Below are 18,355 nucleotides of genomic sequence, written 5' to 3' on the forward strand. Positions count from 1 at the left end.
GCACGCTCACCCATCCTCGCGGAACAACAGAACCGTGGAACCCAGAAGGATCGCTACGATTGAGGGCGCCCATGCGGCCAGCACCGGCGACACCAGCCCCTCGCGCCCCAACGAACGGGCAACCTCGATGACGACATAAAGCACGAAGCCAGCGACGACGCCACCGAGAATCATCTTCTCGCCTCCGCCGTATCTCGCAAATCCCAGCGACACTGTTGCAGCAATGAGAACCATCGACGCCAGGAGCAGCGGACGGGCCAGGAGCGATTGATACTGAAGGCTGAATCTGTTCGCCGGCAGCGACGAGCCGCGCGCCTGGGCGATGGCTTGCGGCAGCTGCCAGAACGAGATGCTGTCGGGTGAGCCGAGGCCGCCGGCCACCTGTTCGGCGGTCAGCGTCGTCGGCAGGAAATCGGTGTCGCGGTGCACGGGAACACCGCTGCTCTCGGTCGTCGTCACGTCGGAGAGCAGCCAGCGGCCGGGTTCGAGCTGGCCGACCCGCGCCTCGATTCGCCGCGCCAGCATGCCGTCGGCGCCGAATACCCAGAACACCGGCTGCTGGATGGTGCGGCCACCGTCCGAAACGCCTTCGGTATGCAGCACCGCGTCGCCGTCGCCGGTGCGCATCCGCGTCCAGCTCGGCGTCGCCGCGCCCGACAGCAGCGTCGTCATGACGCTGGCCCGCGAGCCGACCAGAATGTCGGCCGAGAGGTTGCGCGCGTAGGTGGCGAGCGGGTTGTAGATGGTGGTGGTGGCCACCCCCAGCAGCAGGGCGAAGACGAGGGCGGGCAGCGTGAATTGCCAGACCGACAGTCCGGCCGCCCGCACGATCATCAGCTCCGAGCCGCGCGACAGCGTGACAAAGGCGGCGATCGAGCCGAGCAGCACGGCGAACGGCAGCACCTGCTCCATCAGCGCCGGCACGCGCAGGGCCGAGGCGGCCATGACGAGAAGTACCGAAACGTCGTCGCGGCTGCCGGCCGAGCGCAGCAGCTCGATGGAGTCGATCAGGAACACCAGGAGAAAGATGCCGACGAACATGCCGAGGATCCACACGGCGAAACGCAGCGTGAAATAGGTGGCGAGCGAGCGGCCGATCATGGCTGTGCCTCCCGCCGGGCGGTTATGGATCGGCGCAGCCGCTCGACCAGCGTGTCGGCGAAGCTGGTAGAGACCACCGGATGGATGCCGGCGACGATCATGGCGGCGAACAGCACGGTCAGCAGCGCCGGCACCGCCACCGCCAGGATGGAGATCTCCGGTGTTGCCTTGAGGACGCCAATCACCGCGAAGCCGAGCACGCGCACCAGCGAGCCGGCGATGAGCGCCAGCGTCACCGGCAGCGTCTGGCCACGCCGGTTGCTGGTCGGGAAGCCGAGGAACAGGAACACGACGAGCGTCTGGGCGAGGGGATAGATCGGTTCGGCGAGGCGATTCATGATCTCCGGCGCGATCTGCGGATCGTCGTCGGTCCTGCCAAGGGCGACCAGATCGCCCAGCGAGCGTTCGGAAAGGCCATAGCTGGACTCGCCGGCCTTGGCCGTCAGCTGGCTGAGGTCGAAGGCGTAGGAGCCGAAGGTGACGAAGGTGTTGGCGCCGCTGTCCTTGGCCTTCCGCTCGACGGTTCCCTGCTCCATGACGATCATCGGCCGGTCCATCACCTGGGCGACGCGGCCGCGCTTGGCCGTATAGGTGTAGGAGAACTCCGGGCTGCGGTCATCGAGGATGAACAGATCGAGGAGCGAGCCGTCGCCGGCCCGGTTTCGGATATGGAAGGTGAGGCCGGCGTCGATCGAGGTGAAGCGGCCGGGCTGGATGACGTTGGCGACGACGTCGGCCCGGACGGTCTGCATCATGTCGTACATGACGCGCGAGGCGCCGGGACCGGCCCAGAAAGCCAGCACGCCGATGAAGGTCGCCACCGTCAGCGCGGCGGCGACGAAGGGCAGGGCGAGGCGCCGCGGCGACACGCCGGCCGCCGTGATCGCCACGATGCCGCTTTCCGCCTGAAGGCGTTGCAGCACGATGACCAGCGCCACCACCAGCGCGAAAGGCGCCACTATGCCGAGCAGGCGCGGCATCGACAGCAGGGTGAGACCGAGATAGACGGCGATCGCCTGTCCCTTGGCGGTAACCAGATCGAAGCGGCGCAGCGCCTGCGTCACCCAGGCGATGCCGGCAAGCGTCAGCATCACGCCGATGCAGGCGTAGAGCGTACGCAAGAAGAGATAGGTACCGAAACGCCGCATCGTGAATCCTGTTGGACCTGCCGATGGCAGGCAAATGAGGCTATCAGGGCTATAGTGAATCCTTCCTTCCCGGAAAGGGTAAATTTTTGCGTTGTTCTTGCAGCCTCCCGGCGGCAACATCGCTCACATGCAACTCACGTCTTGCTCTCTCATGCATCAAGCGCCACATTCGGCCGATATGTCCGGATCGCGCCCGCCGAGGGGTGCACGGCAATCAGGATGAAATCATGGCCGCTCTTTCCTCTCTTTCCTTTTCCAAGACGCTCGAGACCGACGTCCCGGTGCTGGTGGTGCTGGTCGATCCGGACAACCGGGCCGGCCCGCTCGGCAAGGGCGTGCTCGACCGGCTGGTCGGCGGCCTCGACCGCGCCGTGGCGGCCACCGGCTTCTCCGGCAAGGCCGGCGCCTTCCTCGATGTTCTGGCGCCGGTCGGCCTCGATGCCGGCCGCCTGATCCTCGCCGGCGCCGGCCCGTCCGCCGAATTCGACGACAAGGCGGCGCTGCGGCTGGGCGGCCAGGTCTACGGCAAGCTGAAGGACCTGAAGATCAAGGCGGCGACGGTGGTGCTCGAAGGCGCCGACGGGCCGCTGTTGCCCGAGCGCGGCGCCGAGTTTCTGCTCGGTCTCAGCCTGCGCGCCTACGAGTTCGACAAGTACAAGACGAAGAAGAAGGACGACGCGGCGGCGCCGGTCGCCGTCACCATCGTCGCCGAGCAGGCCGGCAAGCTGAAGAAGGCCTGGGCCGAGGTCGAGCCGGTGGCCGATGGCGTGCTGCTCGCCCGCGACCTCGTCCACGAGGCGCCCAACGCGCTCGGGCCGCAGGAATTCGCCGCCGAGGCCGAGAAGCTGAAGAAGCTCGGCGTCGACGTCGAGGTGCTGGGCGAGAAGGATCTCCGCAAGATCGGCATGGGCGCGCTGCTTGCCGTGGCGCAAGGGTCGGCCCGGCCGCCGCGCCTCGTCGTCATGCGCTGGAACGGCGGCAAGGACGGCGACCGGCCGGCCGTGTTCATCGGCAAGGGCCTCGTCTTCGATTCGGGCGGCATCTCCATCAAGCCGGCCGGCGGCATGGAGGACATGAAGGCCGACATGGGCGGCGCCGCCGCCGTCACCGGCCTGTTCAAGGCGCTGGCCGGCCGCAAGGCCAGGGTCAACGCCGTCGGCCTGCTCGGCATCGTCGAGAACATGCCGGACGGCGCCTCCTATCGCCCCGGCGACATCCTGACCTCGCTGTCCGGCCAGACCATCGAGGTGGTCAACACCGACGCCGAGGGCCGCCTGGTGCTGGCCGACGTGCTGGCCTATGCCGAGGACCGCTTCAAGCCGGCCTTCATGATCGACCTCGCCACGCTGACCGGCGCCATCGTGGTGGCGCTCGGCGCGCAGATGGCCGGCCTGTTCGCCAGCGACGACCAGCTTGCCGCCGATCTCGTCAAGGCCGGCGAGGACACCGGCGAACGCCTGTGGCGGATGCCGATGGGGCCGGAGTACGACAAGCTGATCGACAGCCGCTTCGCCGACATGAAGAACTCCGGCGGCCGCAACGCCGGCTCGATCACCGCGGCGCAGTTCCTGCGGCGCTTCGTCGGCGATACGCCATGGGCGCATCTCGACATCGCCGGCACCGCCATGTCGAGCCCGGAGACCGACATCAACCGGGCCTGGGCCTCGGGCTTCGGCGTGCGTCTGCTCGACCGTCTGGTGCGCAACCGCTTCGAGAGCTGAGGGCGAACAGCAAGTATGGGTCGTCATCCTCCGCGAAGGCGGAGGGTGACCTGCCGCAAGGGGTGCGACGTTGACCGAAGCCCTGTTCTACCATCTCGACGGCCAGCCGCTCGAACGCATCCTGCCGGTGCTGCTGCAGAAGTCGGTGGAGCGCGGCTGGCGCGTCGTGGTGGAGGCGGGAACGCCGGAGCGGCTCGCCGCCCTCGACAGCCATCTCTGGACCTTCGACGACGCCGCCTTCCTGCCGCACGGCACGGCCGCCGACGGCCATGCGGACCTGCAACCGGTCTATCTCGCCGCCGGGCCGGAAACCCCCAACGACGCCACCGTCCGCTTCCTCGTCGACCGGGCGCCGCCGCCCGACGACGCCGAGCGCTACCAGCGCCTGGTGCTGATCTTCGACGGCACCGACGAGGCGGCGCTCGCCGATGCCCGTGCCGCCTGGAAGAGTCTGAAGGAGCGTGGGCTCGACGTCACCTACTGGCAACAGGACGGGGAGGGGCGCTGGGTGCGCAAGGCGTGAGGCGGGAACAGTCGCACCGCTCGGCCGTTCAATCTTTAAAGTCCCCCGAAAAGCCCTCTGACATTCGCATCCGGTCTCGGCTAGAACCTCGATCATGAACACCGTCGTCCGCTTCGCCCCATCCCCCACCGGCAATCTCCATATCGGCAACGCCCGTCCGGCGCTGTTCAACTGGTTGTTCGCGCTGAAGACCGGCGGCCATTTCATCCTCCGCTTCGACGACACCGACCGCGCCCGCTCGACCGAGGAATACGCGGCCAACATCGTCGCCGACCTGTCGTGGCTGGGCATCAAGCCGCACGCCTCCTTCCGCCAGTCGGACCGGCTCGACCGCTATGCGGCGGCCAAGGCTCATCTTGTCGCCAAGGGGTTGCTCTATCCCTGCTACGAGACGGCCGAGGAGCTGGAATACGCCCGCAAGCGCCGGCTGGCCCGCCATCTGCCGCCGGTCTACGACCGGGCGGCGCTCAAGCTGACCGAGGCGGATCGCGCCCGTCTGGAGGCCGAGGGCCGAGAGCCGCACTGGCGCTTCCTGCTGCCCAATTTCGACAAGGACCCGCTGTCGCCGAGCCGCCATCTCGTGCACTGGAACGACCTCTGCCGTGGCGAGGAGACGGTCGATCTCGCCTCGCTGTCCGACCCGGTGCTGATCCGCGCCGACGGCACCTGTCTCTACACGCTGACCTCGGTGGTCGACGATATCGATACCTCCATCACCCACATCATCCGCGGCGGCGACCACATCACCAACACCGGCGTCCAGATCGCCCTGTTCCAGGCGCTCGACGGCGCCGTGCCGATCTTTGCGCATCACAACCTGCTGACCGACGCCAGCGGCGAGGGCTTTTCCAAGCGCACCGGCTCGCTGTCGCTCAGGAGCTTTCAGGCCGAGGGCTACGAGCCGGAAGCGGTGGCGGCGCTTGCCGTCAACGTCGGCACCTCGCACGCCGTGGAAAAGGTGGGTTCGCTCGCCGAACTGGCCGCCGATTTCGACCTCGCCGCCGTGTCGCGCTCGGCCGCCCGCTTTGATCCTGCCGAATTGAAGACCCTCAATGCCCGCATCGTTCACGGCCTCGACTATGCCTCCGTCCAGAAGCGGCTGACCGACCTCGGCATTCCCGCCCATCCGGCCTTCTGGCAGGCGGTGAAGGGCAACTGCACGCGCCTCGCCGACGCCGCCGACTGGTGGAAGCTGATCACCGGCCCGGTGACGCCGCTGGTCGACGCCGCCGATCGCGATTTCCTCGCGGCGGCGCTCGCCGTGCTGCCGCCCGAGCCGTGGACCGCCGACAGCTTTCGCGAATGGACCTCGGCGCTGAAGGCCAGGACCGGCCGCAAGGGCCGCGACCTGTTCCTGCCGCTGCGCAAGGCGCTGACCGGCCTCGACCATGGGCCGGAACTGGCGCCGCTCTTGCCGCTGATCGGCGCCGCGGCGGTGCGCGAGCGCCTGTCCGCGGCAACAGGCGGCTGACCGCGATGCGCCGACGGGCCTCGATGCGGACGGTTGCTCTCCTGGCCGGGCTGATGGCGGCATCCGTGGCTTGGGCGGCGGAGCCGGTCTGCGATCCGCTCGCCCTCGACCTCACGCGGACGCCGCAGCGCACGCAGTCCTATCCGGGTCTCAGGGAGACGGTGAAGGTGCAGGCGGCCCGTCCGGCGCGGGCCGAGGCCGTGCTGATCGGCGATTCGCTGCTCGCCGGCTGGCGCACCGACCTGCCGGCCGCCTTCCCGGCCACCGCCGTCTACGACTTCTCGGTTGGCGGCGACCGGGTGGCCAACGTGCTCTGGCGGCTCGACAACACCGATCTGTCGCCGCTTCGGCCGTCGGTGGCGGCGCTGCTGATCGGCACCAACGACCTCGCCGCCGGTACGCCGGCCTGTGCCGTGGCGGCCGGTATCGCGGCGATCGTCGAGCGGCTGCGTGTGCTCTGGCCCGACACGCCGGTCTTCGTGCTGACCATCCCGCCGCGCGGCCGCGACTTTCACGAGATCGACGCGGGCCGGCTTGAGGTGAACGCCGCCATCCTGTCGCTCGGCAACCGCCTCGGCGGCGTCCACGCGGTGAAGATCGATGACGACGCCTTCACCTGCGGCCGCTACGGCAACTCGCTCGCGGCCGATCGCCAGCCTTGCGGCAACTATGCCGACGACAATCTCCATTTCTCCGCGAGGGGATATGTCGAACTCGGACGCATTCTCCGGCGGGCGAGCGCCGACGCGCTCGGTGAAAACGTCTTTCGCTGACGGGCCTTGGACGGCCGCGCCCGGCGCCTATATGTCCGGAGGGGCGAGGGACGGCAGCCGCCGGTCCGGCCCCGTCGCAACCGGATGCCTCGCACATGCGCAATTCCCTGAAGTCGCTGGCCGGTCTGATCGCCCTCGGCCTCGCGCTCGTCGCCCCGTCGCTGGCCTCGGCCGCCGGCGATCCCGAGCTGATCTTCAAGCGGTCGACCGTCTGGCATTTCCTGACGCCCGACCACAAGCTCGCCGTCTACGCCATCGACGATCCCGTGGTGGAGGGCGTCGCCTGCCATTTCACGCTGCCGGAGAAGGGCGGCGTCGAGGGCATGTTCGGCGTCGCCGAGGAGACCTCCGACATTTCGCTCGCCTGCCGGCAGGTCGGCCCGATCAGCTTCAAGGAGAAGTTCGAGCAGGGCGACGATATGTACAAGCAGCGCCGCTCGCTGTTCTTCAAGAAGATGCAGATCGTCCGCGGCTGTGACGCCAAGCGCAACGTCCTCGTCTACCTCGTCTATTCCGACAAGCTGATCGAGGGCAGCCCGAAGAACTCCACCTCCAGCGTCCCCATCATGCCCTGGGGCGACGCGCCGCCGCTGAAGTGCGGCGACTGGCTGAAGTGAGGCTCGCGAAAATCCGAAGCGCTCAAGCTGCCGTCCGGCTGGTCCGGGCGGCGTTTTTTCATCGCTTCCCTTGACGGCACCGGGCATTTGACGGCATATCGACGGCCATGTTCGGGGACGCGCGCAGCATCATCACCGCCAGCATTATTTGTGGCTGAGCTTCACGCCGGCCGCGGACGTCCCGTCACGATCTTCCCAAAAGACCAGAACGGATGACCAGGCCCCCGGCCCGGCGGTGGCGTGGCTTCTCGCAAGGTCCATGGCAAGGGGAGACGGTATTTGGCACTCAAGCTCTACAACACGCTGACGCGCGGCAAGGATGACTTCGTGCCGATCGATGCCCGTAACGTGCGCATGTACGTCTGCGGCCCGACCGTCTACGACTTCGCCCATATCGGCAACGCCCGGCCGGTGATCGTCTTCGACGTGCTGTTCCGCCTGCTGCGCCACCTCTACGGCGAGGATCACGTCACCTACGTGCGCAACATCACCGACGTCGACGACAAGATCAACGCCCGCGCCGCCCGCGACTATCCCGGCGAGCCGCCGGTCGAGGCCATCCGCCATCTGACCGAGACCACCTACGCCCAATTCGAGCAGGATGTGGCTGACCTCGGCTGCCTCAAGCCCACCGTGACGCCGCGCGCCACCGAGCATATCGCCGAGATGATCGCCATCATTGAGCGGCTGATCGCTGGTGGCTTCGCCTATGTCGCCGAGGGCCACGCGCTGTTCCACGTGCCTTCCATGCCCGACTACGGCAAGCTGGCCCGTCGCTCGCTCGACGACATGCTGGCCGGCGCCCGCGTCGAGGTGGCGCCCTACAAGCGCGATCCCATGGATTTCGTGCTGTGGAAGCCGTCGACCGACGACGAGCCCGGCTGGCCGAGCCCATGGGGCAGGGGGCGGCCCGGCTGGCACATCGAATGCTCGGCCATGAGCTGGAAGCACCTCGGCGAGACCTTCGACATCCACGGCGGCGGCGTCGATCTGGTCTTCCCGCATCATGAGAACGAGGTGGCCCAGTCGCGTTGCGCCTTCCACAAGGACGTGATGGCCAACATCTTCATGCACAACGGCTTCCTGCAAGTGGAGGGCGAGAAGATGTCGAAGTCGCTCGGCAACTTCTTCACCATCCGCGAGCTGCTGAACGACTGGCCCGGCGAGGTGCTGCGCTTCAACATGCTGAAGACGCACTATCGCCAGCCGATCGACTTCACGGTCCGCGGGCTGGAAGAGGGCTGGCGAACGCTCGACGACTGGTATGCCGTCGCCGCCGACGTGCCCCCCGGCCGACCGTCCGACGGGCTGATCGAGGCGCTCAGCGACGACCTCAACACCGCCAGGGCAATCGCCGAACTGCACGCCGTCAAGCACGACCCGGCGACGCTTGCCGCCTCGCTGCGCCTCCTCGGCTTCTTCCACGACAGCGCCGCCGGCTGGGCGGCGCGCCGGCCGGCCGCCGACATCGACGAGACCCAGGTGAAGGCGCTGATCGCCGCCCGCCTCGATGCCCGCAAGGCGAGGAACTTCGCCGAGAGCGACCGCATCCGCGACGAACTCGCCGCCATGGGCATTGAGCTGAAGGACGGCAGGAACAAGGACACCGGCGAGATCGAAACCACCTGGGACGTCAAGAGGTAGGGACGAGGCAACGGGAGGACGCGCCATGACCATTCTCACCGGCGGCTGCCAGTGCGGCGCCATCCGCTTTGCCTGCGACAGCGACAAGGTGGGCCAGTCCTCGGTCTGTCATTGCCGCATGTGCCAGAAGGCGGTCGGCAATTACTCCGCGCCCTATGTTTCCTTCAGACCGGGCGCCGTCACCTGGACGCGCGGCGCGCGCAAGCTCTACCGCTCGTCCAACCTCGCCTCGCGCGGCTTCTGCGGCGACTGCGGCACGCCGCTGACCTTCGAGTTCGAGGGCTGCGAGCCGTCGATCGCCGGCGGCGCCTTCGACGATCCGGCCGCCCTGCCGCCGACGCTCCAGTGCGGCGTCGAGGGCATGCTGCCCTTCGTGGACGGCATTGCCGCCCTGCCGCGCGAGGAGACCGGCGACGTCGCCGCAGAAGCCGGCAGCGCCGAGCCGCTGCGCTCCTACCAGCATCCCGACCACGACACCGCCGTCTGGCCGCTTCCGAAAGCCTGAGAGATGACCGAACTGCGCAGCTACTACCCCGAGATCGAGCCGTTCGAGACCGGCATGCTCGACGTCGGCGACGGCCACCGGATCTATTGGGAGCGCGTCGGCCGCAAGGGCGGCAAGCCGGCCGTCTTCCTGCACGGCGGCCCCGGCGGCGGCTGCTCACCCAACCAGCGCCGCTGCTTCGATCCGGACAGATATGACGTCATCCTGTTCGACCAGCGCGGCTGCGGCCGCTCGACGCCGCACGCCTCGCTCGACGCCAACACCACCTGGCACCTCGTCGCCGACATCGAGCGGCTCAGGCAGATGATCGGCGTCGACAAGTGGCTGGTGTTCGGCGGCTCCTGGGGTTCGACGCTGGCGCTCGCCTATGCCGAGACGCACCCCGAGCGCGTGTCCGAACTGGTGCTGCGCGGCATCTTCGGCCTCCGGGATTTCGAGCTGAAGTGGTTCTATCAATACGGCGCCTCGCTGATCCATCCCGAGAAGTTCGAGCCGTTCCGCGAGCACATCCCCGAGGACGAGCGCCACGACCTGATCGCCGCCTATCGCCGCCGGCTGGTGTCGGACGATCGCGCCACGCAGGTCGCCGCCGCCCGCATCTGGTCGCTCTGGGAAGGCTCGACGCTGACGCTGTTTCCCAATGAGGAAGTCACCGCCGGCTTCATCGACGACGATTTCGCGCTGGCCTTTGCCCGTATCGAGAACCACTACTTCGTCCATGAAGGGTGGATGCGGCCGGGCCAGATCTTCGAGGACGCCCACAAGCTGAAGCGGATTCCGGGTGTCATCGCCCACGGCCGCTACGATATGTGTACTCCGCTCCAGAACGCCTGGGACCTCCACAAGGCCTGGCCGGAGGCGGATCTCAGGATCGTCGAGGGGGCAGGGCACTCGCTGGTCGAGCCCGGCCTCCTCAACGAACTGATTTCCGCCACCGACCGCTTCGCCGCTTCCTGAACGCCGGATTTCCTGCCGAAAGAGCCATCATGACGGACAAGGCCCGCCTCCACCTCTACGATACGACGCTACGCGACGGCGCCCAGACCTCGGGCATCGACTTCTCCGTCGAGGAGAAGATCGTCGTGGCCGGGCTCATCGAGGAGCTGGGCTTTTCCTACATTGAGGGCGGCTATCCCGGCGCCAACCCCACCGACGACGCCTTCTTCGCCGAGAAGCGCACTACCAAGGCGCGCTTCGCCGCCTTCGGCATGACCAAGCGGCCCGGCGTGTCGCTCTCCAACGACCCCGGCGTCGCCGCGCTGCTCGCCGCGCCGGTCGATGCGGTGACTTTCGTCGCCAAGACCTGGGACTACCATGTCGACGTGGCGCTGAAGACGACGCTGGAGGACAATCTCGACTGCATCCGCCAGTCGGTCGAGGCGGCCGTGAAGGCCGGCCGCGAGGCCATCGTCGACTGCGAGCACTTCTTCGACGGCTACAAGGCCAACCCGGCCTATGCGCTGGCCTGCGCCAGAACGGCCTATGAAGCTGGCGCCCGCTGGGTGGTGCTCTGCGACACCAACGGCGGCTCCATGCCGCACGATGTGGCGGCCACCGTCGCGGCGGTAGCCGAGGTGGTGCCGGGGGACCGGCTCGGCATCCACGCCCACGACGACACCGGGCAGGCGGTGGCCAATTCGCTGGCCGCCGTGCGGGCCGGCGTCCGTCAGATTCAAGGCACCCTCAACGGCATCGGCGAGCGCTGCGGCAACGCCAACCTCACCACCATCCTGCCGACGCTGGTGCTGAAGGACGAATTCGCCAGCCGTTTCGATACCGGCGTCACGCCCGAGCGGCTCAAGACGCTGACGCAGGTATCGCGCGCCTTCGACGAGATCATCAACCGCGCGCCCAATCGCCATGCGCCCTATGTCGGCCTGTCGGCCTTCGCCACCAAGGCCGGCATCCACGCCTCGGCCATCCTGAAGGACCCGCGCACCTACGAGCACGTCAGCCCGGACAGCGTCGGCAATCGCCGTCGCCTCCTGGTGTCCGATCAGGCCGGCCGCTCCAACCTGTTCGCCGAACTCGACCGGGCAGGCATCGTCTACTCCAGGGACGACCGCCGGCTGACCGGCCTGCTCGCCGAGCTGAAGGAGCGCGAGGCGCGCGGCTATTCCTACGAGGCGGCCGACGCCTCCTTCGAACTGCTGGCGCTGCGCCACCTCGGCGGCGTGCCGCATTTCTACGACGTCATCTCCTACCGCACCATGGTCGAGAGCCGCATCAACGCCATCGGCGAGCGCGTCGTGGTCACCGAGGCGGTGGTCAAGGTGAAGGTGGACGACGAGATCCTGATGTCGGTGGCCGAGGGCAACGGCCCGGTCAACGCGCTCGACCAGGCGCTGCGCAAGGACATCGGCAAGTATCAGGACGAGATCGCCGCGCTGGAGCTGGTCGACTACAAGGTGCGCATCCTCAACGGCGGCACCGGTGCCGTGACGCGCGTGCTGATCGAGAGCCTCGACCGGGCGACCGGCCGCCGCTGGTCGACGGTCGGCGTGTCGGCCAACATCGTCGAAGCCTCCTTCGAGGCGCTCGACGACTCCATCACCTACAAGCTGCTGAAGAACGGCCACGCCGGCGCCTGACCGTCATCAAAATCGATGTGCAATTCGGAGGGAATTGCAGCCTGGGGTTAATCATGGCATCGTCGTCGCCTCTTCTGGGGAGGCTGCGATGGCGCGTGCGATGGTCATGTTGCCGCTGGCGTGCTGTGCCCTGATCGTCTCGGCGGCCACGTCGGCGGCCGCCACGGTCGACGTCGTCTTCGCGCAGCGGCCATCGTCGCTGGCGGTGCGGGACAAGGAAATCGACGACATCATCCTCGGGCTGAACGAGGCGTTCCAGAAGGCCGACGGCAGCGGCGACGTTGCCTGCGATGTCAAGTTCGTCCGCACCAGGCCGGTCATCCGCGACGCGAGATTGCCCGATAGCGGCGACTGGAGCGCCCATCTCAAGGCGCTGAAGGAGGTTGCGCCGACGGCCGACTTCCTGATCGTCCAAAGCCTCTCCTGCCTGCCGGCCACCACCAACGCCTCCGGCTGCGCCACCAAGGGCAAGCCGGCCTCGGTGATCTACGACGGTTACCGCAAGCCGCGCACGTCGATCGTCTGGGGACACGAGCAGGGCCACAGGCGCGGCATGCACCATGTGGCGCAGGGCATTGCCTGGGAGCAGGCGAGCAAGACCCAGCGAACCGACGTCATGTTCTGGGACCCCCGCCCGGACTCGCGGGTGCTGACGGCCGCCGAATGCCAGACCTACGGCGGAACGGCGCGGGCCGGCGGCGGGAGTTTCCTCGCCCTGCTGATGGTCGCCGACAACACGGCGGGCGCAACCGATTTCGGCCTGACGCCGAAGGCTTTCGCGCTGCTGGATGCCGGCTGGGCCGAGCAACTGCCGCTCGACGCCATCAGGGCGCTCGCGCCCGAGGATATTGCGAGCATCTCCCGGGTGTTCGACCACGAGGAGGCCCATCCCCTCTGGGCCAATGCGCTGACGGTCCTGGGGGTGCTCGGCGACGATGGCGCCGCCGACGCCATGCGCCGCCTGCTGGAAAAGCCCATGCCCGAGGTATCCGACGCGGCGACGGAGGCGCAACTCGGCTATGCCCGCGACCTCCTGAGGGCCAAGCTGGCGGCACCGGTGTCCATCGGGTTCCTGCTGAACCGCAAGCCCGGCCGTTCCGACCTCGGCGCGCTGCTGGAGGATGGCCTCGACCGCGAGCGGGCGCAGGCCGTCGTGACGCCGGAGTTCGAGGCGGACTATCGGAAGGCGGTGGTTTATGGCCTCGCCTATGCCGGCAGTCCGCTGCTCGCGACGGCGCCGCAGTGGAGCGACGACATCCGCCGGAAGCGGGTACAGGCCGAGTTGTCCGGCATCGCGCCGGAGGAGGCAGAGGTCATCGGCCGGATCGCCGAGGACGTGCGGACGCGCGGCCTGGACGCTTTGCTGGCCGAGCCGCGGCATCCGGACGAATAGTCGCTCTCACATCCTGGCGATGGTCTCGGCGTCGCCGGCGATCTCGCCGTTGTGGCCGGCCGCGGCGAGCACGGCCGGCAGGATGTCGGCCGCCGTCCGGGCGACGTGATAGCGCACCTCGAAGCCCTCGCGGATGAATGCCTCGCGGTTCATGTGGCGGATCACCTCGACCAGCGGCTGCCAGAAGCCGTCGATGTCGGCCAGCACGATCGGCTTCTTGTGCCGGCCGAGCTGCGCCCAGGTCATCTGCTCCACCACTTCCTCCAGCGTGCCGATGCCGCCGGGCAGCGTCACGAAGGCGTCGGCCGCCTCGAACATCATGCGCTTGCGGGTGTGCATGTCCGGCACGACGCGCAACTCGTCGAGGCCGTCGAGCATGCGTTCCTTGCGGACCAGGAACTCGGGGATGATTCCGGTTACCCGGCCGCCGGCGGCCATCACCGCCCGGGCGGTGGTGCCCATCAGGCCAACGTCGCCGCCGCCATAGACGAGGCGGATGCCGTGGTTCGCCATGTCGGCGCCGAGCCGCTCGGCGGCGGCGACATAGGCGGGACTGCGGCCGTTGGCCGAGCCGCAGAAGACACAGATGCTGTTGATTTGGGTCATGATTGGCTTGTCGCATCGCCGCCGCGCCGCCGTCAAGCGGTCGCCGCCGGCAAGCGGCGCGGCGGGCGCCGAACCGGAACGGTCGGAGCGGCGGACGAAAAACCTGAGGAAGTGCGGCTTTCTTGCATCGGTCGCCGGGGAATCCGTCGCCCGTCTCGAACCCGCCGTCGCCCGTACTGCGCCGCACTTGTCGGCCTAAACATTTGAGTATACAGGCTGAAAACTCACCGTGCGGCGACGTTCGACGCTGCCGCCACGTAAAAGTCGCCATAAAGGTGGCTCAATTCATTGTGTTCGATCGGTTGCGACTCGGTGGATCATCCGTCGTAACCGTGGGTGGCGATCGGACCGACTGGCAGATTGGGCCGGTTCGTGGGCGTGTGTCATGTCGGCAAAGCCGGGGACTGCAAGTTTGTCGGCAAAGCTGCGGGCTGTAAAATTGTCGGCGAAGCCGACGGGGGCGTGAGCGGGTGATGAGCAAGAGACTTCGCAATGTTCTGATCGGCGCCGTCGGCGTGATCGTCGTTCTTCTGGCCGGTCTGTTCTCCGGCGCGTTCGACAGCGTGCTGCGCCGGCTCGACGTTCGTCTCGCCGGTCATCCCGCGCCCGTCGCCGAGGCCGCCGGTTCGACCGACGTCGTGGCGGCCCCGTCTCCCGCCAAGGCCGACGCCGGTCCGGTCGCCCCTGGTGAGACGGTGGTGCCGATCTTCGATCTCGTCCGCGTCGAGCCGACCGGCGACGCGGTGATCGCCGGCCGCAGCGACCCCGAGGCCAAGGTGGAGATCCTCTCCGGCCAGGATGTGGTGGCCGGCGGCAAGGCCAACGACACCGGCTCCTGGGCCATCGTCCTTTCCGACCCGCTGAAGCCGGGCGCCCACGACCTGTCGGTGCGCGTCACCGACAAGGACGGCAAGGTGGCGACCTCCGAGCAGTCGGTGGCCGTCTCGGTGCCCGAGGGCGGCAACGGCGACGTGCTGGTGGTGCTGAACCAGCCGGGTTCGCCGTCCGCCGTACTGCAGGTGCCCGGCCTCAAGGAGACCGAAGCCAAGCTGGCCGATGCCGGCGTCGAGCCGGAGAAGGTGGCCGCAGCAATCGATGCCGCTCCGTCCGATCAGCCGGTACCAGCCGCCGCCGCGCCGACCGTCGTCGCCGCCGCGACGCCCGATCAGCCGGCGCCAGCCGCCGTTGCGCCGGCCCCGGCCGCGCCTGACGTTGCCGAACAGCCGGCCGACGCCGCTTCCGTCAAGACCGACGCGGCTGCTCCGGCGCCGGCCGCTGCCACGCCGGCTCCGACCACGCCGGCTCCTGCCCCTGCGGAGACAGTGGCGATTCCGGCGCCGCCGGCCGACATGACGGCCGCCGCCGCGACGCCCGCCCTGACGCCCGCCGCTCCGGTACCCGTGGCTGAGACGCCGGCCGCCGCGCCGGCTCCTGCGGCCGAGACACCGGCCGCCGCATCCGCGCCGGCGCCTGCCGCCGGGGCTCCGGCTGCCGCCGCGACCGAGTCTCCGGTGCCTGCCGCCGAAACGCCGGCTGTCGAGGCTGCGCCGGCTCCCGCCGTTGAGACGCCCGCCGCGCCGCCGGCCGCGCCCGCCGCCGCGCCGGCTCCGGTGGTGACCATCGACGCCGTCGAGCTTGAGAACGGCAGCCGCTTCTATGCCGCCGGCTCGGCCGCCGCCGGCGCTGTTATCCGCCTCTACGTCGACGACAAGGCGCTGGGCGACGCCAAGGCCGACAAGGGCCGCTGGCTGTTCCAGGGCGATGTGAAGCTGGCGCCCGGCAAGCATCTGGTCCGCATCGACCAGATCGGCGCCGGCGGCGCCGTGCTGGCCCGTGCCGAGGTGCCCTTCGAGATCGCCGACGACGTGCTGTCGGCGCCGACGCTGGCGTCCGGCGTCGGTTCGGCGCAGGCCGGCGCCGGTTCGGCCGGCGAGGCCGGCCCGACGCAGCCGTCCACCTTCATCATCCGCCGCGGCGACAATCTCTGGATGATCGCCAAGCGGCTCTACGGCCAGGGCATCCGCTATTCGACGATCTATCAGGCCAACACCGACCAGATCCGCAATCCGGACCTGATCTACCCCGGCCAGGTGTTCGTGATCCCGGAGGGCGATTCCGCCTGGAGGCCGATCGGCCAGTAACATTCCCGCCATCGCGCGCCGTGATGATGGAGCGCGATGGAAAAAGAGACTATCTAGAGATCGGCAAGCCGCCCGGCGCGTTCGCGTCGGGCGGTTTTTTGAGCAACGCATTTCCGGTGGACCATGAGCGAAGTCGATTCCCACGCCAGTGCCAAAGCCAGGATCAGCGGCGACAAGTCGCTGTGGACGACGCTGCTCCAGCTCTGGCCCTTCATGTGGCCGGACGGGCGGCCCGACCTCAAGCTGCGCGTCGTGCTGTCGATGGCGGCGCTGGTGCTCGCCAAGGTGATCACCGTCCTGGTGCCCTATCTCTACGCCTTCGCCACCGACGCGCTGGCGCCCAAGATCAACGTGCCCGAGCCGACGTTGATGTGGCTGAGCTACCCGGTGGCCATGGTGGTCGCCTACAACGTCGGCCGCATCCTGCTGAACGGCTTCAACAACCTGCGCGACGCGCTGTTCTCCGACGTCAGCCAGTACGCCGTCCGCCGCCTCGCCAACCTCACCTTCGCCCACCTGCACCGCCTGTCGCTGCGCTTTCACTTGCAGCGGCGCACCGGCGGCCTGACGCGCGTCATCGACCGCGGCGTCAAGGGCATCGAATCGATCGTCCGCTTCACCATCCTCAACGCCATGCCGACCGTGCTGGAGTTCGCGCTGTCGGCGGTGGTCATCGTGGTGAACTTCGGCGTCAGCTATCTGCTGGTGATCGGCGTCACCATCTGGATCTACGTCTGGTTCTCGATCCGCTATTCCGACAAGCGCATCGCCATCCGCCGCCGCATGAACGACAGCGACACCGACGCCAACACCAAGTCGGTCGACAGCCTCCTGAACTTCGAGACGGTCAAGTATTTCGGCAACGAGAAGATGGAGGCCGCCCGCTTCGACGTCGCCATGGAGCGCTACGAGGCGGCCGCCAACGAGACCTGGTATTCGCTGTCCTGGCTGAACATGGGGCAGGCGGTGATCTTCACCATCGGCGTCGCCCTGTGCATGGTGATGTCGGCGCACGAGGTGATGGCCGGCACCCAGACGCTCGGCGACTTCGTGCTGATCAACACGCTGCTGATGCAGATCGGCATTCCGCTCAACTTCATCGGCTTCATGTACCGCGAGATCCGCCAGGGCGTCACCGACCTCGAACAGATGTTCGACCTGCTCGGCGAGCCGGCCGAGATCGTCGACGCGCCCGGCGCCGTAAAGCTGGAGGTGAGCGGCGGTGCCGTCCGCTTCGAGGACGTGCATTTCGCCTACGACCCCGACCGGCAGATCCTGAAGGGCGTCAGCTTCGAGATTCCGGCCGGCAAGACGGTGGCCGTCGTCGGCCCGTCGGGGGCGGGCAAGTCGACGCTGTCGCGCCTGTTGTTCCGCTTCTACGACGTCACCTCCGGCCGCGTCACCATCGACGGCCAGGACATCCGCACCGTGACGCAGGAGAGCTTGCGCGCCGCCATCGGCATGGTGCCGCAGGACACGGTGCTGTTCAACGACAGCATCTTCTACAACATCCGCTACGGCCGGCCGGACGCCTCGCCCGACGAGGTGCGCGAGGCGGCGCGGCAGGCGCGCATCGCCCATTTCGTCGAGGGCCTGCCGGCCGGCTACGACACGCCGGTCGGCGAGCGCGGCCTCAAGCTCTCCGGCGGCGAGAAGCAGCGCGTCGCCATCGCCCGCACCATCCTGAAGTCGCCGCCCATCCTGATTCTCGACGAGGCGACCTCGGCGCTCGACACCAACACCGAGCGCGAGATCCAGGCCGAACTCGACCGCGTCGCCGAGGGCCGCACCACCATGGTGATCGCCCACCGCCTGTCGACGGTGGTCAACGCCGACGAGATCATCGTGCTGGAGAAGGGCCGCATCGCCGAGCGCGGCGCCCATGCCGAGCTGATCGACAAGGGCGGCCTCTACGCCACCATGTGGGCCCGCCAGCGCGAGGCCGACGAGGCGGAGGCGCGGCTCGCTCGCGTCAAGGCCGAGGACGATCTCGGCATCCTCGGCCGCGGCAGCAAGAGCGAGGAGACCGCCGACCCGGCCTGAGCGGTCCGGCCGGCGGCGACCGTTCGAGCCGATCGAACGGTTCGTGCGAAACAATGCGTTGGTCTGATGGAAAGCCGT

At 68.4% G+C, this 18,355-nt stretch carries 15 protein-coding genes; 12 read left to right on the forward strand and 3 right to left on the reverse strand.

Features of this window, described 5'->3' with window-relative positions; translation table 11 throughout:
* Positions 1-6: 6 nt before the first annotated feature.
* Together lptG and H512_RS23785 are read right to left on the reverse strand one after the other, a co-directional pair.
* Positions 7-1,101, reverse strand: coding sequence for an LPS export ABC transporter permease LptG (gene lptG / locus H512_RS0112360; protein ID WP_026783724.1), 1,095 nt, complete (start codon positions 1,099-1,101; stop codon positions 7-9).
* Positions 1,098-2,249, reverse strand: coding sequence for an LptF/LptG family permease (locus H512_RS23785; RefSeq protein ID WP_053239816.1), 1,152 nt, complete (start codon positions 2,247-2,249; stop codon positions 1,098-1,100). Before H512_RS23785 ends, lptG begins: the two co-directional genes overlap by 4 nt.
* Before the next feature lie 227 nt (positions 2,250-2,476).
* Between H512_RS23785 and H512_RS0112370 the strand changes: the two genes are divergently transcribed.
* The 10 genes from H512_RS0112370 (at position 2,477) to H512_RS0112415 (ending at position 13,487) form a co-directional block, all read left to right on the forward strand.
* Entirely contained in the window at positions 2,477-3,970 is a 1,494-nt protein-coding gene (locus H512_RS0112370) for a leucyl aminopeptidase (RefSeq protein ID WP_026783725.1), read from the forward strand.
* Positions 3,971-4,040: 70 nt separating this feature from the next.
* A complete protein-coding gene (locus H512_RS0112375) occupies positions 4,041-4,493 on the forward strand; it encodes a DNA polymerase III subunit chi (protein WP_026783726.1) in 453 nt (150 codons plus the stop codon).
* Positions 4,494-4,587: 94 nt separating this feature from the next.
* Positions 4,588-5,964 (forward strand): glutamate--tRNA ligase, encoded by a 1,377-nt coding sequence (gltX, locus tag H512_RS0112380; RefSeq protein ID WP_026783727.1) that lies wholly within the window; start codon positions 4,588-4,590, stop codon positions 5,962-5,964.
* A gap of 23 nt (positions 5,965-5,987) precedes the next feature.
* Entirely contained in the window at positions 5,988-6,737 is a 750-nt protein-coding gene (locus tag H512_RS23790) for a GDSL-type esterase/lipase family protein (protein ID WP_053239817.1), read from the forward strand.
* Positions 6,738-6,832: 95 nt separating this feature from the next.
* Positions 6,833-7,354 carry a CreA family protein gene (locus tag H512_RS0112390; RefSeq protein WP_036791444.1) on the forward strand — a complete coding sequence of 174 codons (522 nt, stop codon included), beginning with the start codon at positions 6,833-6,835 and terminating at the stop codon, positions 7,352-7,354.
* A gap of 279 nt (positions 7,355-7,633) precedes the next feature.
* Positions 7,634-8,998, forward strand: coding sequence for a cysteine--tRNA ligase (cysS, locus tag H512_RS0112395; protein WP_026783729.1), 1,365 nt, complete (start codon positions 7,634-7,636; stop codon positions 8,996-8,998).
* Positions 8,999-9,023: 25 nt separating this feature from the next.
* A complete protein-coding gene (locus tag H512_RS0112400; RefSeq protein ID WP_026783730.1) occupies positions 9,024-9,503 on the forward strand; it encodes a GFA family protein in 480 nt (159 codons plus the stop codon).
* A 3-nt stretch (positions 9,504-9,506) separates the two neighbouring features.
* Positions 9,507-10,460: a prolyl aminopeptidase gene (gene pip / locus H512_RS0112405; protein ID WP_026783731.1), complete on the forward strand. Its 954-nt coding sequence runs from the start codon at positions 9,507-9,509 to the stop codon at positions 10,458-10,460.
* Between the two features lie 29 nt (positions 10,461-10,489).
* Positions 10,490-12,094 (forward strand): citramalate synthase, encoded by a 1,605-nt coding sequence (cimA, locus tag H512_RS0112410; RefSeq protein ID WP_026783732.1) that lies wholly within the window; start codon positions 10,490-10,492, stop codon positions 12,092-12,094.
* A gap of 88 nt (positions 12,095-12,182) precedes the next feature.
* Positions 12,183-13,487, forward strand: a complete 1,305-nt coding sequence (locus H512_RS0112415) for a hypothetical protein (RefSeq protein ID WP_026783733.1) — start codon at positions 12,183-12,185, stop codon at positions 13,485-13,487.
* A 6-nt stretch (positions 13,488-13,493) separates the two neighbouring features.
* On the opposite strand, the gene H512_RS0112420 is transcribed toward H512_RS0112415, so the two are convergent.
* Positions 13,494-14,093 carry an LOG family protein gene (locus H512_RS0112420; RefSeq protein ID WP_026783734.1) on the reverse strand — a complete coding sequence of 200 codons (600 nt, stop codon included), beginning with the start codon at positions 14,091-14,093 and terminating at the stop codon, positions 13,494-13,496.
* Between the two features lie 473 nt (positions 14,094-14,566).
* On the opposite strand from H512_RS0112420, the gene H512_RS25815 reads away from it, so the two are divergent.
* Positions 14,567-16,234 (forward strand): LysM peptidoglycan-binding domain-containing protein, encoded by a 1,668-nt coding sequence (locus H512_RS25815; protein ID WP_053239818.1) that lies wholly within the window; start codon positions 14,567-14,569, stop codon positions 16,232-16,234.
* A gap of 123 nt (positions 16,235-16,357) precedes the next feature.
* Positions 16,358-18,277, forward strand: coding sequence for an ABCB family ABC transporter ATP-binding protein/permease (locus tag H512_RS0112430; RefSeq protein ID WP_053239819.1), 1,920 nt, complete (start codon positions 16,358-16,360; stop codon positions 18,275-18,277).
* Positions 18,278-18,355: the final 78 nt, after the last annotated feature.

This window comes from Pleomorphomonas koreensis DSM 23070 (assembly GCF_000425185.1).
GTDB classification, from domain to species: Bacteria; Pseudomonadota; Alphaproteobacteria; order Rhizobiales; family Pleomorphomonadaceae; genus Pleomorphomonas; species Pleomorphomonas koreensis.

Bases quoted from the DNA above. Each gene is read 5' to 3' on its own strand.
- pip (WP_026783731.1), top strand. From the start codon at position 9,507: ATGACCGAACTGCGCAGCTACTACCCCGAGATCGAGCCGTTCGAGACC.
- gltX (WP_026783727.1), top strand. From the start codon at position 4,588: ATGAACACCGTCGTCCGCTTCGCCCCATCCCCCACCGGCAATCTCCAT.
- H512_RS23785 (WP_053239816.1), bottom strand. From the start codon at position 2,249: ATGCGGCGTTTCGGTACCTATCTCTTCTTGCGTACGCTCTACGCCTGC.
- H512_RS0112370 (WP_026783725.1), top strand. From the start codon at position 2,477: ATGGCCGCTCTTTCCTCTCTTTCCTTTTCCAAGACGCTCGAGACCGAC.
- H512_RS0112415 (WP_026783733.1), top strand. From the start codon at position 12,183: ATGGCGCGTGCGATGGTCATGTTGCCGCTGGCGTGCTGTGCCCTGATC.
- cimA (WP_026783732.1), top strand. From the start codon at position 10,490: ATGACGGACAAGGCCCGCCTCCACCTCTACGATACGACGCTACGCGAC.
- H512_RS0112390 (WP_036791444.1), top strand. From the start codon at position 6,833: ATGCGCAATTCCCTGAAGTCGCTGGCCGGTCTGATCGCCCTCGGCCTC.
- H512_RS23790 (WP_053239817.1), top strand. From the start codon at position 5,988: ATGCGGACGGTTGCTCTCCTGGCCGGGCTGATGGCGGCATCCGTGGCT.
- H512_RS0112400 (WP_026783730.1), top strand. From the start codon at position 9,024: ATGACCATTCTCACCGGCGGCTGCCAGTGCGGCGCCATCCGCTTTGCC.
- H512_RS25815 (WP_053239818.1), top strand. From the start codon at position 14,567: ATGAGCAAGAGACTTCGCAATGTTCTGATCGGCGCCGTCGGCGTGATC.
- H512_RS0112420 (WP_026783734.1), bottom strand. From the start codon at position 14,093: ATGACCCAAATCAACAGCATCTGTGTCTTCTGCGGCTCGGCCAACGGC.
- lptG (WP_026783724.1), bottom strand. From the start codon at position 1,101: ATGATCGGCCGCTCGCTCGCCACCTATTTCACGCTGCGTTTCGCCGTG.
- H512_RS0112430 (WP_053239819.1), top strand. From the start codon at position 16,358: ATGAGCGAAGTCGATTCCCACGCCAGTGCCAAAGCCAGGATCAGCGGC.